The organism is Streptomyces sp. NPDC094034, from assembly GCF_040303865.1.
Classification (GTDB): domain Bacteria; phylum Actinomycetota; class Actinomycetes; order Streptomycetales; family Streptomycetaceae; genus Streptomyces.
Map to the genome: position 1 here is coordinate 64,105 of NZ_JBEOUD010000023.1, position 14,988 is coordinate 79,092.

Consider the following 14,988-nt stretch of genomic DNA (forward strand, 5'->3'; position numbering starts at 1 on the left):
GCTTCCGGGGCATCGATACGCCACGCCGATGATCGAGTTCCGGACGTTAACCCTCTTGCCGTCGGGCAGACTCGAAGGAAACCCGCAGTAACTCCCGATCTCACGATCCCGAGGTTCCCGAAAGAAGGTGGAACACGTGGACCGCTGCGTCGTCCTGGTGGACGCCGGCTATCTGCTGGGCGCCGCCGCGAGTCTCCTCGCCGGAGAACCGGCCCGTTCCCGCATCACCGTCGACCACGCCGCCCTCATCCAGGGCCTTCGAGAACGGGCCGAGGCCGATACGGAACAGCCGCTGCTCCGTATCTACTGGTTCGACGGCGCCCCCGACCGGGTCCCCCAACCCGAGCACCGTCGGCTGCGCGTGATGTCACGCGTCACCGTCCGGCTCGGCGCGCTCACGCGCAGCGACGGGCGCTGGGCACAGAAGGGGGTGGACGCGGCGATGCACGCGGAGCTGACCGAGCTGGCCAGAAATCGCGCTTGCTCGGACGTGGTGCTGGTGACCGGGGACGGGGATCTGCTACCCGGCCTGATGTCCGCGAAGGAGCATGGCGTCGCGGTCCATCTCTGGGCCGTGCAGGCCGCCGACGGCGACTACAACCAGTCCGAGGATCTGGTCGCCGAGGCCGATGAGCGGCGGGTGCTCGACCGGGCCTGGATCACCAAGGCGGTACGGGCCAAGGACCTGGGCGGCGTCTGCGCGCCGCCGCCGGCGCCGCGGCCCGAGATCGCGGCGATTCTTTCGGCGCCACTGCCCGAATCCGCGCTGGCCGCGTCCGCGGAGCGGGCGGCGGAGGCGGAGGCGGAGGGCGGCGCGGGAGCCGCTGCTGCCGGTGTTCCCGGCGTTTCCGGGGTTCCAGGGGTTTCCGCTGTCGGGCGCAACGGCTCGTCGGCGTCCGCCCCCGGGGGACCCGGCGCGGAACCCCATCCGGCGGGCACGGGCAGCAAGGGCGTTCCGACGCCCAAGGACCTGGCGGGCCTGCGCGGCCCCGGCGCCCCGGCCCAGGGCCCCTCCGGGCAGCAGCCCGGCCAGCAGTCCGGGCCGCATCCGGCGGGGGCGACGCTTCGGTGGTCCTCCGACAAGGGATGGGTCGAGCGGCCGGGCAGCGGCACGGCGGGCGAGCCGCCGGAGACGGCCTCGCTGCCGACCCTGGCCCAGCTGACCAGCGCGGAGCAGCGCTGGGCGGACCGGGAGGAGGACATCACGACGGTGGGGGGCGACCCGTTCGAGGTGGGACAGGTGTTCGCGCGCCGGTGGATGGAACGGCTGCCGGACGCGGGACATGTGCAGAGGCTGTCCGTGATGTATCCGCGGGTTCCGCACCGTATTGATGGGGAGTTGCTGCGGTACGCGGCGCGCTTCGGGCTGCTGGCGCACAAGGACGACCAGATCGATGAGCATGATCGGTATGCGATTCGGGCGGGGTTCTGGCGGGAGATCGATGTGCGGGCGGCGGCGGATACGGCTTCGCCGTAGGTGTGCGGGGGCGGGTGCGCCTCCGGCGCCTCCTGCGGACCCAGCCGAAACGCACCGCGACCACGCCCCCCGCCGGAGGCGCAAGGTACCCCTACAACGTAAGGTCCTTGCTCGTGAGTACGGTGTGCGTGGTGCGCGATGTGGTCAAGACATACCCCGCCGCGCGCGGCAGACGCGGTGTTCCCGGGACGCCGGCGGTGCGGGCCACCGATGGGGTCTCCCTCGATGTCCGGCGCGGTGAGATCTTCGGGCTGCTCGGGCCCAACGGCGCGGGCAAGTCCACTCTCGTACGCCAGCTCACGGGTCTGATGCGGCCCGACTCCGGTGAGGTCGAGGTCCTGGGGCACGATCTGGTGCGGCATCCCGAGCGCGCCTCCCGGCTCATCGGTTATCTCGGCCAGGAGTCGACCGCGCTGGACGAACTGACCGTCGCGCTCGCGGCGGAGACCACCGGCCGGCTGCGTGGACTGTCGCTGCGGGGCGCACGGGCCGCGCGGGACGATGTGCTGGCGGAGCTGGGACTCACCGAGATCGCCGGGCGGCCCCTGAAGAAGTTGTCGGGCGGCCAGCGGCGGCTGGCCTGTTTCGCCGCCGCGCTGGTGGGGGAGCGGCCCGTGCTGGTTCTTGACGAGCCGACCACCGGTATGGACCCGGTCGCGCGACGCGCGGTGTGGGCGGCCGTGGACCGGCGGCGCGCCGAGCACGGTGTGACCGTGGTGCTCGTCACCCACAACGTCATCGAGGCCGAGACCGTGCTGGACCGCGTGGCCGTGCTGGAGCGGGGCAAGGTCATCGCCTGTGACACCCCGTCCGGGCTCAAGGAAGAGGTCGCCGGCGAGGTGCGGGTGGAGTTGGTGTGGCGCGAGCGCGCGCCGCTCGACGTTCCCGAGGTCGCGGCGCTGCGGGACTCGGCGCAGGAGTCGGGGCGCCGCTGGGTGCTGCGGCTCGCACCGGACGAGGCGCGCGCCGCGGTCGCCGCGGTGACCGGTGGCGCCGCCTTCGCGGCGCTGGACGATTTCACACTGGCGACGCCGAGTCTGGAAGATGTCTATCTGGCGCTCGGCGGCCGGGCGAAGGGGCTGGTCAAGGCGTGAGCAGCCGTTTCGTGAGCGACGCATGTACGTCCGTACCGAACAGGAGCAGTACCACGTGAGCATCGTGCCCGCGGAGGCCGTGTCCGGGAGAGTCGGGACCGCGCCCGTGAACGAGCCGGCGGACGGCCCGCCCGCGCCGCTCGCGCCCCGGGCGCGGCTGCTGCCCTCGCTCGCCGCCGTGTACCGCGCCCAGCTGTCCCGGGCCCGGGTCGCGCGCATCCCGCTGCTCTTCGTGGCGACGTTCCAGTCGGTCGGGATCATGATCCTGATGCGGGGCGTGGTGGACGGGGGTGACGAGGCGCGGGCGGTGGTCGCCGGGTCGAGTGTGCTCGTCGTCGCGTTCGTGGCGCTCAATCTGCTCGCCCAGTACTTCGGTCAGCTGCGCGCGAGCGGGGGGCTCGACCACTACGCCACGCTGCCCGTGCCGCCCGCGGCGGTGGTGCTCGGCGCGGCCGGTGCCTATGCCTCGTTCACGGTGCCGGGCACGGCGGTCACGGCCGTCACCGGCAGTGTGCTCTTCCAACTGCCGCTCACCCATCTCTGGGTGCTGGTCGCCGTGATCCCGCTGTCCGGTGCGGCGCTCGCCGGTCTGGGGGCGGCGCTCGGGCTGCTCGCGCCCCGGCAGGAGCTGGCGACGCTGCTGGGCCAGCTGGGTATGTCGGCGGCGCTGCTGCTGGGTGTGCTGCCCGCGGACCGGCTGCCCGGCCCGATCGCGTACGCGCGTGATCTGCTGCCCTCCACGTACGGGGTGGAGGCCCTTGCCCGTACGTTCGACGCCCGTCCCGACTGGCCGGTGGTGGCTTTCGATCTCGCGGTGTGCGCGGCGGTGGGTGTCTGCTCGCTGGCCGTGGCCACCTGGGCGTACCGGCGGGCGGCGGTCCGATGAGGCACCCCCTGGCCGGGACTGGCACGATGGCACAGTGACCGCACCTTTGACACCGCCCCACCAACCGCCGCACGACGATCCCTGGCAGACACCGCAGGCCGGGGAATCGCCCTATTCCGGGGCCGAAGCGGAGAAGGGGCCCGATATGACCACCGAACTACGTCAGGCCGTCGTGGTGATGGTGGCGGTCGCGCTCTCGGGTCTGGCGCTCGGACTGCTGTGGCTGTGGCTCTCGCCGCGCATCCCGTTGATCTCCGACGAGACCGCGGTGTTCCTCAAGGACACCGAGGGCGAGGAGGCGATCGCGGTGGACGGTACATTCCTGCTGCTGGCGCTCGCCTTCGGGGTGGTCAGCGCGGTGCTGGTCTTCGTCTTCCGCAGGCGCGGCGGTATCGCGTTGGTGGTGGGACTCGCGCTGGGCGGGTTGCTGGGCGCGGTGCTCGCCTGGCAGATCGGTGTCTGGTTCGGGCCTACGGCGGACGTGGTGGCGCACGCCAGGGCGGTCGGCAAGGGCGTCACGTTCGACGCGCCGCTCGAATTGAACGCGAAGGGCGCGCTGCTGGCGTGGCCGATCGCGGCGATGGTGGTCCATCTGGCCCTGACGGCGCTGTTCGGTCCGCGTGATCCGGAGCCGCGCTGGGACGGCTGGGGTCCGGCGGCGTACGGTCCGGCGCCCGACGACGCCCCGACGGACAGGGCCTAGGTCCTGTCCGACCCAGGTGTCGGACAGGACCTGCTCTCAGCTTCGGCCGATGGGCGCCAGGACCGCCGACGTGAGCGACGCCAGATCCGCCGGGGACAGCTCGACCTCCAGGCCCCGGCGGCCCGCCGAGACACAGATCGTCGCATGCGCCTCCGCGGAGGCGTCCACTACGGTGCGTAGCCGCTTGCGCTGTCCCAAGGGCGAGATTCCCCCGCGTACATAACCTGTCGTACGTTCCGCGGTCACCGGGTCCGCCATCGAGGCGCGTTTGCCGCCGACCGCCGCCGCGAGAGCCTTCAGATCGAGCGATCCGGCGACCGGCACGACGGCCACGGTCAGTTCGCCGTCGACGTCCGCGACCAGGGTCTTGAAGACCCGGTCGGGGGAGACGCCCAGGGCCTCGGTCGCCTCCTCGCCGTATGAGGGCGACGCCGGGTCGTGCTCGTACGCGTGCAGGGTGTACGGCGTGCCGGCGGCCGTCAGGGCGACCGTCGCCGGCGTGCCACCGGACTGCTGCTTCTTGGACTTCTTCGCCAAGGCGGGTCTTCCCCCGGTGAGTTGAGCTGTGTCAGTTGGGGCTGGACGGCGTGTGCGTCAGTGTCACGGCGGGCAGCGAGGGGAGATGGCGGATCACCGCCGTCTCGGCCCGCAGCAGTTTCAGCTCCTCACGCAGCCGGGCCGCGATGTCCGGGGCCTCAAGGAGCCGCTGCTTGGCCGGGATGTCCAGTACGGCCGCCGCGGCGACCAGATAGGACACCACCGAGGGCTCGTCGGGCAGTTCGTCGCCGGAGAGCGAGCGCTCGCGCGCCCCGGCCAGCCGCTTCTGGTAGCTCCGGAAGGCGCGCAGCACGCCCTCGGCGAGCGCGCCCGCGCCGTCGCCCGTCTCCTCGGGCAGCTCCTCCACCTCGGCCGTCAGATAGGGGCCGCTCGCGTCGAGCGAGAGCAGCCGGACCCGGGTGGTGCCGGTGGCGACCACCTCGAAGCTGCCGTCGGGGCGCTCGCGTATCGTCGCCGCGTCCGCGACGCACCCCACGGGGTGGAAGGATTTCAGGGGGTCGGGGTCGAAGCCGGCGGCGGGCCCGCGATCGGGCAGAGCGGTTCCGTCCGGCATCCCGGCCGCTGTCGGCGCGACTTGGTGTCCGTCGCGGATGGCGACCACGGCGAAGCGGCGCGGCTCGGACTCATCGGTCTTGAGCAGCTCGCGCATCATCGCGCGGTAGCGCTCCTCGAACACGTTCAGAGGCAGGACGAGGCCCGGGAACAGCACCGCGTTCAGCGGGAAGAGAGGGAGGCGTGCGGTGGTCACAACGGTCAAGCGTAGTGGCCGCGGGGCCCTCTCCGTTCTGTCCTGCTCCGCAAAGGCATCGCCGAGGCCACCTGGATCCGTACGGCGTGCCGCGATTCGAGGAACTGACCCAGCGGATCGTCGGTGAACGAGGTCCACGGGAAGGAGGTCGCGTGCGGTCCGATCAGCCGGAACTGCTCCAGCGCCGCCTGCCAGCGCCCCCGCTCCAGCAGTACGTACACCAGCAGATTGCGCACCTCGGCGGGCCACGGGTCGCCCGCCGCGTACTCGGCGGAGACCGCGATGGCGAGATCGGCCGCCGCGTCGATCCGGTCCGCCTGTACGGAGGTGGGCTCGCCGCTCAGCAGCAGGGTGAGGGCCGCGCGTACGGGCAGCGCGCGTACGAGGGAGCCGGGCAGGGCGTCGTGCGCCGCCTGTTCGGCGAAGTCGAAGCACTCGCGGTGCGAGCCGTACCACTCGGCCGAGAGGTACTGGAGGGCCGCGACATGGCAGCCGTAGTGGTGCGGGGAGCGGCGCACGGCCTGCTCCCACAGCGACTCGAACGCGGTGTGGGCGGCGTGCGTACCGCGGGCGTGGTCGAGCGCGACCCGCCAGGGCACCGGGTCGCGCGGATCGCCGTCGGCCGCCGCGTCGATCATCGGGCCCGTCTCGCGCAGCCGCTCGGCCCGGGCCGGTGACTCCCAGGCCCTGCGGATGACCAGCTCGGCCCGGACGAGCAGCGCGTCGGGGTCGCGGGGCGCCGCGCGCAGCCAGGCCGTGAGCCAGCCGTCACGGGCGTGCGCGAATGCGGCGAGCCGCATCACATAGCGGTCGCGGTTCTCCCACTCGGCGGCCTCGCGCGTCGTCGCGAGCAGCTTCGCCGCGGGTTCGTACTCGCCGAGAGCGGCGGCGACGAGCGCGGGAGCGAGCCGCTCGTCGGGAGCGTCGAGCAGCACCGCGTCGTCCGGCGGCAGCCCGGCGGCGAGCTGCGGGGTGTGCCGGACCATACGCGCGGTGCTGATCAGGGCGCGGAGCAATGACATGGTGCGGACCATTGAAAACCGCAGGTCCAGGACGCGCCAGGGGGCAGCTGTGAAGCTTTCGCATCGGGCGAAAAGGTTGTGGCGCCCAAAGTCAAGGCGAGGTAAAGAAATTCCGGATGTCGTTATGCCCCGGATGCCGGTCCATGCCGGGGCCGTGCGGGTTCCGGCCCATGCCGGGTCCATGCCGGTCGCGGCCGTCAGCCTCGCCGCAGCAGCCGGGACGCTCCCGCCGCCACCGTGGTCGCCAGGATCCAGCCCAGCATGATCAGCACCGCCCCCGCCCACTGCCAGCCGCCCTCCAGCAGCCAGTGGCCGTCCTGGCCCAGATCGATCACCGGGATGAGCAGGTCCAGGGCGAACAGCGCCGGATTCCACGCCGGGTGTCCGTCGCCCTTGATCGGCGGCGGGGCGTGCCGGGCGAAGGCGACCGTACTGGCTCCCCAGAGCACCGCCATCCACAGCGCCGCCCGGCCGGGCCGGTAGCCGTAGGCCACCGTCCAGTCCTGGAGGTAGCCCCAGAGCTTCGCCGCGAGCGGCAGCGTCTCGCGCCGCCTGCGCTGTTTGGCGAGGAGCACTTCGCGCGCGTCCGCGTCCTCGCCGCTGTTGCGCAGGACCTGGGCCAGCCGCTCGTATGGTTCCGGGGAGTACTCCGGGGTCGCCGCCGCCACCCACTCCAGCCGTCTGATCAGCGGGAAGTGTCCGAACGGTACGAGGTTCTCGTACGCGAAACCGCCCATCGCGAGCCCGCCGGGGCCCGGCCAGCTGGTCGACATGTCGACCAGCGTGATGATCTTCGCGCCGCTCAGCACGACCCTGCCGTCCTCCACCCGCTCGCACTTGAACCGCAGCTCGGGGGTGTTGATCCGGCGCAGCGACAACTCCTCCGTGGGCGCGAGATGGAACCGCGCCTGGTCCATGTCGACCGCGTCGCCGAAGCGGCCGTCGTCCAGCCGCACTCCGCCCCGGCACTCGAAGCGCTGCAACCGCGTGCCGAGGAGGGGGGTGGCGACGCTGCCGACGCCGTGCGGGGGCGTCATCCCCGGGTCGCCGGTGTCCGTGCTCACCCACGCGCCCGTCATGTACAGCGACCGCTCCACCGTCAGCTGCGGGGCGTTGAGCGCCCGACGCTCCTCCGCGGCGCGCAGTCGGCTGCCGCGCAGGCTCAGTGACACGCCGATCTTGGCGCCGCGCAGACTGACCTCGCCATATGTCTCGATCTGATCGGCCTGGAGGTCCTGGGCGACGGACATTCCGTCCGCGGTGATCGCCCGGCCCAGCCGGTCGGGACGTACATCGATCTGGCTGATCAGCAGATCCGTACCGATCTGCGCGTCGGTCAGCCGGATGCCCCGGTCGACCCGGCAGCGCGGCAGATGGAGATCTCCCTCGGTGTGCAGCCGGGCTGCCTCCAGCCGGGGGATGGCACAGCCCACCATGCGCAGGGTGGTGAAGCGCGACTCGGGCAGCACCACCTCGTTCTCGAACCGGCAGTGGTTCAGCTCGACATACGGGGCGATGGTGCCGCCCGCGAGATTGAGCGTGCCGGTGATCTGCACCCCGCGGAGTTTGAGCGCGGCGACCCGGCCGGGCAGCGCGGCCGGGCCGTTGAGCAGCAGCAACGCGATGACCCTGGCGCGGACACTGCGGTCCGTGCCCCAGGGATGCGGCGCGAAGGGGTCGTTCAGTAAGGCGTCCGGAGTGCTCAGGTCGTACGTGCTGCCGTTGCGGAACGACTGCCACATGCCGAGTTCCGCCGCGCTGAGCCAGTCCGGAGATTCGTCGTTGTGCGGCTCGGTCACGGCCGCGCCTCCGCTTCCCCTGTGCGTACGGATGGTCCGTACAACTGATGACGGATGGTCTGTGCGACTGATGAAAGCTGGTCGTACATGCGTTGTTCCCGCTGAGTGACGTGCTGAACGCTAATGGTGACCCGTAGTGAACATGGCGTGTATCAGCCAGTGATACGCGCGACCGACGGCCTGAGCCGGTCTGCGAGAATTGACCCCGTGATCTCACGAATCGATCTGCGCGGCGACACCCTCCCCGAGGGTGGAGACCTGCGTGACCTGCTGCCCCGAGCCGAGTTCGACGTGGAAGCCGCCCTGGAGAAGGTGCGCCCGCTCTGCGAGGACGTGCGCCATAGGGGCACGGCGGCACTGATCGAGTCCGCGGAGAAGTACGACGGAGTGACGCTGGAGCGCGTCCGGGTGCCCGAAAAGGCCCTTGTCGAGGCTCTGGAAGCGCTTGATCCGGCCGTACGGGCCGCGCTGGAGGAGTCGATCCGGCGCGCCAGGCTGGTCCACCGCGCGCAGCGGCGCTCCGCGCACACCACTCAGGTCGTGCCCGGCGGAACGGTCACCGAGAAGTGGGTGCCGGTCGGGCGGGTGGGGCTCTACGCGCCCGGCGGCCGGTCGGTCTACCCCTCGTCCGTGATCATGAACGTGGTGCCGGCCCAGGAGGCGGGCGTCGAGTCGATCGCCCTGGCCTCTCCCGCGCAGAAAGAATTCGGGGGGCTGCCGCACCCGACGATCCTGGCCGCGTGCGCGCTGCTGGGGATCGACGAGGTGTACGCGGCCGGTGGCGCCTCGGCCGTCGCGATGTTCGCGTACGGCGTTCCGGGCCCCGACGGCTGCGCGCCCGCCCACATGGTCACGGGCCCCGGCAATATCTGGGTCGCCGCCGCCAAGCGCTACTTCACCGGCCGGATCGGTATCGACGCCGAGGCGGGGCCGACCGAGATCGCGATCCTCGCGGACGCGACCGCCGACCCGGTGCATGTCGCGGCCGACCTGATCAGCCAGGCCGAGCACGACCCGCTCGCCGCCGCCGTCCTGGTCACCGACTCGGCCGAGCTGGCCGACGCCGTCGAGAGGGAGCTGGCGACGCAGGTCGCGGCGACCAGGCACATCGACGACCGGGTGGTCCCCGCGCTCTCCGGCCGGCAGTCCGCGATCGTGCTGGTCGACTCCGTCGAGGACGGCCTGCTGGTCGTCGACGCGTACGGCGCCGAGCACCTGGAGATCCAGACCGCCGACGCCGCCGCGTTGGCCGCGCGGGTGCGCAACGCCGGCGCGATCTTCATCGGACCGTATGCCCCGGTCTCGCTCGGCGACTACTGCGCGGGCTCCAATCACGTACTGCCGACCGGCGGTTGCGCCTGCCACTCCTCGGGGCTCTCCGTCCAGTCCTTCCTGCGCGGTATCCACATCGTGGACTACAGCGAGGAGGCGCTCGCCGAGGTCGCCCACCATGTGGTGACGCTCGCCGAGGCCGAGGACCTGCCCGCGCACGGCGCGGCGATCAAGGCGAGGTTCGCGTGGAAGGTGCCCGGAAAGTGACGTCCGGTGGTCCTGACTTCGATGAGCTGCCGGTACGGGACGAGCTGCGCGGCAAGTCCCCTTACGGCGCGCCCCAGCTGGACGTCCCCGTACAGCTGAACACCAACGAGAACCCGTACCCGCTGCCCGAGCCGTTGGTCGAGCGGATCGCCGAGCGCGTCCGTGAGGCCGCGCGGGGCCTCAACCGCTACCCCGACCGGGACGCGGTCGAGCTGCGCACCGAGCTGGCCCGGTATCTCACCCGGACCGGGAAGCACCCGCTGACCGCGGCGAACGTGTGGGCCGCCAATGGCTCCAACGAGGTCATCCAGCAGCTGTTGCAGACCTTCGGCGGTCCCGGCCGTACGGCGATCGGCTTCGAGCCCTCGTACTCGATGCACGGCCTGATCGCCCGCGGCACCGGCACCGGCTGGCTCTCGGGACCGCGCAACGAGGACTTCACCATCGATGTCGAGGCGGCGCGGAAGGCCATCGCCGAGCACCGCCCCGACGTCGTCTTCATCACCTCGCCCAACAACCCCACGGGCACGGCGGTCGACGCCGGGACCGTCCTCGCGCTCCACGAGGCCGCCCAGGCCGCCAAGCCGTCCCTGGTCGTGGTCGACGAGGCCTATGTCGAATTCAGTCACCGGGACTCCCTGCTGCCGCTCATCGAGGGCCGGCCGCGGCTCGTCGTGTCCCGCACGATGTCCAAGGCGTTCGGGGCGGCCGGGCTGCGTCTGGGCTATCTCGCCGCGCACCCCGCCGTGGTCGACGCCGTCCAGCTGGTGCGCCTGCCGTACCACCTCTCCGCCGTCACACAGGCCACCGCGCTCGCCGCGCTGGAGCACACGGATACGCTGCTCGGGTACGTCGAGACGCTCAAGGCCGAGCGGGACCGGCTGGTAAGGGAGTTGCGGGGACTCGGTTACGAGGTCACCGAGTCGGACGCGAACTTCGTCCAGTTCGGCCGTTTCGAGGACTCCCGCACGGCCTGGCAGCGGATCCTCGACCGGGGTGTCCTCATCCGTGACAACGGCGTACCGGGCTGGCTGCGGGTCACCGCGGGCACCCCGTCCGAGAACGACGCGTTCCTCGACGCGGTACGTGAACTGAAGAAGGAGCGCGCATGAGCCGCATCGGCCGTGTCGAACGCAGTACGAAGGAGACCTCCGTCGTCGTCGAGATCGATCTCGACGGTAGCGGCGAGGTGGAGGTCTCGACGGGAGTCGGCTTCTACGACCACATGCTCGACCAGCTCGGCAGGCACGGCCTGTTCGATCTCACGGTGAAGACCGAGGGCGATCTGCACATCGACTCGCACCACACCATCGAGGACACCGCGCTGGCCCTCGGGGCCGCCTTCAAGCAGGCCCTCGGCGACAAGGTCGGCATCTACCGCTTCGGCAACTGCACCGTCCCGCTCGACGAGTCGCTGGCCCAGGTGACGGTGGACCTGTCGGGGCGGCCGTATCTCGTGCACACCGAGCCCGAGAACATGGCGCCGATGATCGGCGCGTACGACACGACCATGACCCGGCACATCCTGGAGTCGTTCGTCGCGCAGGCGCAGATCGCCCTGCACGTACACGTTCCGTACGGGCGCAACGCGCACCACATCGTGGAGTGCCAGTTCAAGGCGCTCGCCCGCGCCCTGCGGTATGCCGCCGAGCGCGATCCCCGTGCTGTGGGGATTCTTCCTTCGACCAAGGGTGCCCTGTGACAGGTCTGTCGACCATTCTGATCGTCGTGGGGCTCTTCCTCGCCGGCGGTGTGTACTCGTTCCACAAGCAGAAGCTGCCCATAGGTGTGATCGTGCTGCTGGGCATCTGTTCCGTGCTGTGTCTGGTGGCCGGAGTCCTGCGTATCCAGGGGATCTGGGGATGAGCAAGAACGTCGTCGTCTTCGACTACGGATTCGGCAATGTCCGCTCCGCCGAGCGCGCCCTCGCCCGGGCAGGCGCCGAGGTCGAGATCACCCGCGACTTCGACCGCGCCATGAACGCCGACGGCCTGCTCGTACCGGGCGTCGGGGCCTTCTCCGCCTGTATGAAGGGGCTCACAGCCGCCCGCGGCGAGTGGATCATCGGCCGCAGGCTCGCCGGTGGCAGGCCCGTCATGGGGATCTGTGTCGGGATGCAGATCCTCTTCGAGCGCGGTATCGAGCACGGCGTGGAGACCGAGGGCCTTGACGAGTGGCCCGGTACGGTCTCGCCGCTCAAGGCTCCGATCGTGCCGCACATGGGGTGGAACACCGTCGAGGCGCCGGAGGGCAGCCAGCTGTTCGCCGGGCTCGACCCGGCGGCCCGCTTCTACTTCGTGCACTCCTACGCCGTGCACGAGTGGGGCCTTGAGGTCACCAACCCCAAGATCCGCGCCCCCAAGGTCACCTGGGCCACCCACGGCGAGCCGTTCGTCGCCGCCGTGGAGAACGGCGCCCTGTGGGCCACCCAGTTCCACCCCGAGAAGTCCGGCGACGCCGGCGCCCAGCTGCTGACCAACTGGATCGGAACCCTCTGATGTCATCTGTGCCCCCGGGCCCCTCTGTGCCGCATCTCGAACTCCTGCCCGCCGTCGACGTCCGCGACGGCCAGGCCGTCCGGCTGGTCCACGGCGAGTCCGGTACGGAGACGTCGTACGGCTCCCCGCTCGAAGCGGCCCTGGCCTGGCAGCGCTCGGGCGCCGAGTGGCTGCATCTGGTCGACCTCGACGCGGCGTTCGGCACCGGCGACAACCGCGCGCTGATCGCCGAGGTCACCGAAGCCATGGACATCAAGGTCGAGCTGTCCGGCGGGATCCGCGACGACGCCTCGCTGGCCGCGGCTCTCGCCACCGGCTGTAGGCGGGTCAACCTCGGTACGGCCGCGCTGGAGACCCCCGAATGGGTCGCCAAGATCATCGCTGAGCACGGCGACCGGATCGCGGTCGGCCTCGACGTACGCGGTACGACACTGCGCGGGCGCGGCTGGACCCGTGACGGCGGTGACCTCTACGAGACACTGGCCCGGCTGGACTCCGAGGGCTGCGCGCGGTACGTCGTCACCGACATCGCGAAGGACGGCACCCTCCAGGGTCCCAACCTGGAACTGCTCAAGAACGTCTGCGCCGTGACCGACAAACCGGTCGTCGCCTCCGGCGGGGTCTCCTCGCTGGACGATCTGCGCGCGATCGCCACGCTGGTGCCCGAGGGCGTCGAAGGCGCGATCGTCGGCAAGGCGCTGTACGCCAAGGCGTTCACCCTGGAAGAGGCGCTGGCGGCGGTGTCCGGATGAGCGACGACGTACGCGACGGCGCACGCGCCGGAGAGGTACGGAAGATCTCGTCCGGCGGTCCGTGGGAGGAGTCCATCGGCTACTCCCGCGCGGTGGAACTCCCCAACGGCCTGGTGCTGGTGGCCGGGTGCACGGCGATGGTCGACGGCAGGATCTCGGCGGGCGGCCCCTACGAGCAGGCCAGGGTCGCCTTCGGGGTCGCCGTCAAGGCGCTGGAGGAGCTGGGGCTCGGCGCGGAGCATGTGGTGCGCACACGTATGTACATCACCCACGTCCGGGACTCCGACGAGGTGGGACGCGCCCACAAGGAACTGTTCGACGCCGTACGCCCCGCCGCGTCGATGATCGTCGTCTCCGGCTTCATCGACCCGAGTCTGGTCGTCGAGGTCGAGGTCGAGGCGTACCGGCCCGAGGCACAGCGGCCCGAGTCGCAGCGGCCCGAGAAGCGCCGGGGAGGTGCCGGATGACGCTCGCCGTACGGGTCATTCCCTGCCTGGACGTGGACAACGGCCGGGTGGTGAAGGGCGTCAACTTCCAGAACCTGCGGGACGCGGGCGACCCGGTCGAGATGGCCAAGCTGTACGACGCCGAGGGCGCCGACGAACTGACGTTCCTCGACATCACCGCCTCCTCCGGCGACCGCGAGACAACGTACGACGTGGTGCGCCGCACCGCCGAGCAGGTCTTCATCCCGCTCACGGTCGGCGGTGGCGTACGCACCCCGGAGGACGTCGACAAGCTGCTGCGGGCGGGCGCGGACAAGGTCGGCGTCAACACCGCGGCCATCGCCCGCCCCGACCTCATACGGGAGATCGCCGAGCGCTTCGGGCGGCAGGTGCTGGTGCTGTCGGTCGACGCGCGGCGTACGCCGTCAGGGTCCTTCGAGGTGACGACGCACGGCGGACGCAGGGGCACCGGCATCGACGCCGTCGAATGGGCCCACCGCGCGGCCGAGTTGGGAGCGGGGGAGATCCTGCTCAACTCGATGGACGCCGACGGTACGAAGGACGGCTACGACACGGAGATGATCGCGGCCGTACGTGAGCATGTCACCGTGCCGGTCATCGCCTCCGGGGGCGCGGGCAGGCTCGGTGACTTCGCGCCGGCCATCGAGGCGGGCGCCGACGCCGTGCTGGCCGCCTCCGTCTTCCACTTCGGTGATCTGCGGATCTCGGAGGTCAAGGGCGCGCTGCGCGAGGCGGGGCATCCGGTGCGCTGACGCGCTGCGGATACCCCGGGGCACCAGGGAACGAAACTTCGGACTCGTCTAGATCCCGAGCTTCGCTTCCTGGAGACGTGCGATCGCGTCCTTGTCGCCGTCCAGCTCCACATTCGCCGCCGCCTGCCGGCCGAACGCGAAGAGCAGCAGCTCACCCGGCTCGCCGGTGACCGTCACCACCGGTGTGCCGCGGTGGGCCACGGCCGTCTGGCCGTCCGGGCGACGCAGCACCAGGCCGACCGGGGACTTGCGGCCCATCATCCGGCCGCCCTTCTCCAGCCGCGACCACAGCGTGTTCGCGAAGACGCTGTCCAGCTCCCGGGGCGTCCAGTCCGGCTGCGCCCGCCGTACGTCCTCGGTGTGGACATAGAACTCGACGGTGTTCGCGGCCTCGTCGATCTGCTTGACGCCGAACGGGGACATCCGGGGCGGGCCCGTCCGGATCAGCTGGATCAGCTCCTCGTACGGCTTGGCGACATACTCCGCCTGCACCCGTTCGAGCCGGTTCCTGAGCACGGCCAGTACCGTCCCGCCCGCCGCGTCGGGGCGGCGCTCGCGGACCACGACATGGGCCGCGAGATCGCGGGTCAGCCAGCCTTCGCAGAGCGTCGGCGCATCGGGGCCCGCCGCCTCCAACAGGTCGGCGAGCAGAAGTCGTTCACGCTTCGCATGGGTCGACATACCGTAAGCCTA

Annotated in this window: 17 protein-coding genes; 12 read left to right on the forward strand and 5 right to left on the reverse strand. The window is 71.1% G+C overall.

The window, feature by feature from the left end; genetic code table 11:
* The first annotated feature begins 127 nt into the window (after positions 1–127).
* The 4 genes from ABTZ59_RS21250 to ABTZ59_RS21265 all read left to right on the forward strand — a co-directional run bounded on the left by ABTZ59_RS21250 (position 128) and on the right by ABTZ59_RS21265 (position 4,160).
* Positions 128–1,477 (forward strand): NYN domain-containing protein, encoded by a 1,350-nt coding sequence (locus ABTZ59_RS21250; RefSeq protein ID WP_351407534.1) that lies wholly within the window; start codon positions 128–130, stop codon positions 1,475–1,477.
* A 122-nt stretch (positions 1,478–1,599) separates the two neighbouring features.
* Positions 1,600–2,571, forward strand: coding sequence for an ABC transporter ATP-binding protein (locus ABTZ59_RS21255; RefSeq protein WP_351408212.1), 972 nt, complete (start codon positions 1,600–1,602; stop codon positions 2,569–2,571).
* Between the two features lie 22 nt (positions 2,572–2,593).
* Positions 2,594–3,457 carry an ABC transporter permease gene (locus tag ABTZ59_RS21260; protein WP_503003297.1) on the forward strand — a complete coding sequence of 288 codons (864 nt, stop codon included), beginning with the start codon at positions 2,594–2,596 and terminating at the stop codon, positions 3,455–3,457.
* 34 nt (positions 3,458–3,491) lie between these two features.
* Positions 3,492–4,160, forward strand: coding sequence for a DUF2567 domain-containing protein (locus ABTZ59_RS21265; protein WP_351407554.1), 669 nt, complete (start codon positions 3,492–3,494; stop codon positions 4,158–4,160).
* Between the two features lie 36 nt (positions 4,161–4,196).
* On the opposite strand, the gene ybaK is transcribed toward ABTZ59_RS21265, so the two are convergent.
* The 4 genes from ybaK to ABTZ59_RS21285 form a co-directional block, all read right to left on the reverse strand.
* Complete coding sequence (ybaK, locus tag ABTZ59_RS21270; RefSeq protein WP_351407573.1) at positions 4,197–4,697, reverse strand: Cys-tRNA(Pro) deacylase; 501 nt, start codon at positions 4,695–4,697, stop codon at positions 4,197–4,199.
* Positions 4,698–4,728: 31 nt separating this feature from the next.
* Complete coding sequence (locus ABTZ59_RS21275; RefSeq protein WP_351407580.1) at positions 4,729–5,466, reverse strand: LON peptidase substrate-binding domain-containing protein; 738 nt, start codon at positions 5,464–5,466, stop codon at positions 4,729–4,731.
* Between the two features lie 5 nt (positions 5,467–5,471).
* Complete coding sequence (locus ABTZ59_RS21280) at positions 5,472–6,500, reverse strand: hypothetical protein (protein ID WP_351407587.1); 1,029 nt, start codon at positions 6,498–6,500, stop codon at positions 5,472–5,474.
* A gap of 185 nt (positions 6,501–6,685) precedes the next feature.
* Positions 6,686–8,287 (reverse strand): oxidoreductase, encoded by a 1,602-nt coding sequence (locus ABTZ59_RS21285; protein ID WP_351407594.1) that lies wholly within the window; start codon positions 8,285–8,287, stop codon positions 6,686–6,688.
* Positions 8,288–8,494: 207 nt separating this feature from the next.
* Here ABTZ59_RS21285 and hisD point away from each other — a divergent pair, with 207 nt between their 5' ends.
* From hisD to hisF, 8 genes are read left to right on the forward strand one after another with little or no spacing between them, the layout of a single operon-like run.
* Entirely contained in the window at positions 8,495–9,826 is a 1,332-nt protein-coding gene (gene hisD / locus ABTZ59_RS21290; protein ID WP_351407603.1) for a histidinol dehydrogenase, read from the forward strand.
* Complete coding sequence (locus tag ABTZ59_RS21295) at positions 9,823–10,938, forward strand: histidinol-phosphate transaminase (protein WP_351407611.1); 1,116 nt, start codon at positions 9,823–9,825, stop codon at positions 10,936–10,938. Before hisD ends, ABTZ59_RS21295 begins: the two co-directional genes overlap by 4 nt.
* Positions 10,935–11,528 (forward strand): imidazoleglycerol-phosphate dehydratase HisB, encoded by a 594-nt coding sequence (hisB, locus tag ABTZ59_RS21300; RefSeq protein ID WP_351407617.1) that lies wholly within the window; start codon positions 10,935–10,937, stop codon positions 11,526–11,528. The genes ABTZ59_RS21295 and hisB overlap by 4 nt, the downstream gene beginning before the upstream one ends.
* On the forward strand, positions 11,525–11,692 hold the full coding sequence (locus ABTZ59_RS21305) for a CG2302 family histidine operon protein (protein WP_351407622.1): 168 nt from the start codon (positions 11,525–11,527) through the stop codon (positions 11,690–11,692). Before hisB ends, ABTZ59_RS21305 begins: the two co-directional genes overlap by 4 nt.
* Complete coding sequence (gene hisH, locus ABTZ59_RS21310; protein WP_351407638.1) at positions 11,689–12,324, forward strand: imidazole glycerol phosphate synthase subunit HisH; 636 nt, start codon at positions 11,689–11,691, stop codon at positions 12,322–12,324. The genes ABTZ59_RS21305 and hisH overlap by 4 nt, the downstream gene beginning before the upstream one ends.
* A gap of 26 nt (positions 12,325–12,350) precedes the next feature.
* Positions 12,351–13,076 carry a bifunctional 1-(5-phosphoribosyl)-5-((5-phosphoribosylamino)methylideneamino)imidazole-4-carboxamide isomerase/phosphoribosylanthranilate isomerase PriA gene (gene priA / locus ABTZ59_RS21315; RefSeq protein ID WP_351408221.1) on the forward strand — a complete coding sequence of 242 codons (726 nt, stop codon included), beginning with the start codon at positions 12,351–12,353 and terminating at the stop codon, positions 13,074–13,076.
* On the forward strand, positions 13,073–13,543 hold the full coding sequence (locus tag ABTZ59_RS21320) for a RidA family protein (RefSeq protein WP_351407643.1): 471 nt from the start codon (positions 13,073–13,075) through the stop codon (positions 13,541–13,543). The genes priA and ABTZ59_RS21320 overlap by 4 nt, the downstream gene beginning before the upstream one ends.
* A complete protein-coding gene (gene hisF, locus ABTZ59_RS21325; protein WP_351407655.1) occupies positions 13,540–14,295 on the forward strand; it encodes an imidazole glycerol phosphate synthase subunit HisF in 756 nt (251 codons plus the stop codon). The genes ABTZ59_RS21320 and hisF overlap by 4 nt, the downstream gene beginning before the upstream one ends.
* Before the next feature lie 48 nt (positions 14,296–14,343).
* On the opposite strand, the gene ABTZ59_RS21330 is transcribed toward hisF, so the two are convergent.
* Positions 14,344–14,976, reverse strand: coding sequence for a TIGR03085 family metal-binding protein (locus ABTZ59_RS21330; protein WP_351407660.1), 633 nt, complete (start codon positions 14,974–14,976; stop codon positions 14,344–14,346).
* Between the last annotated feature and the right edge of the window lie 12 nt (positions 14,977–14,988).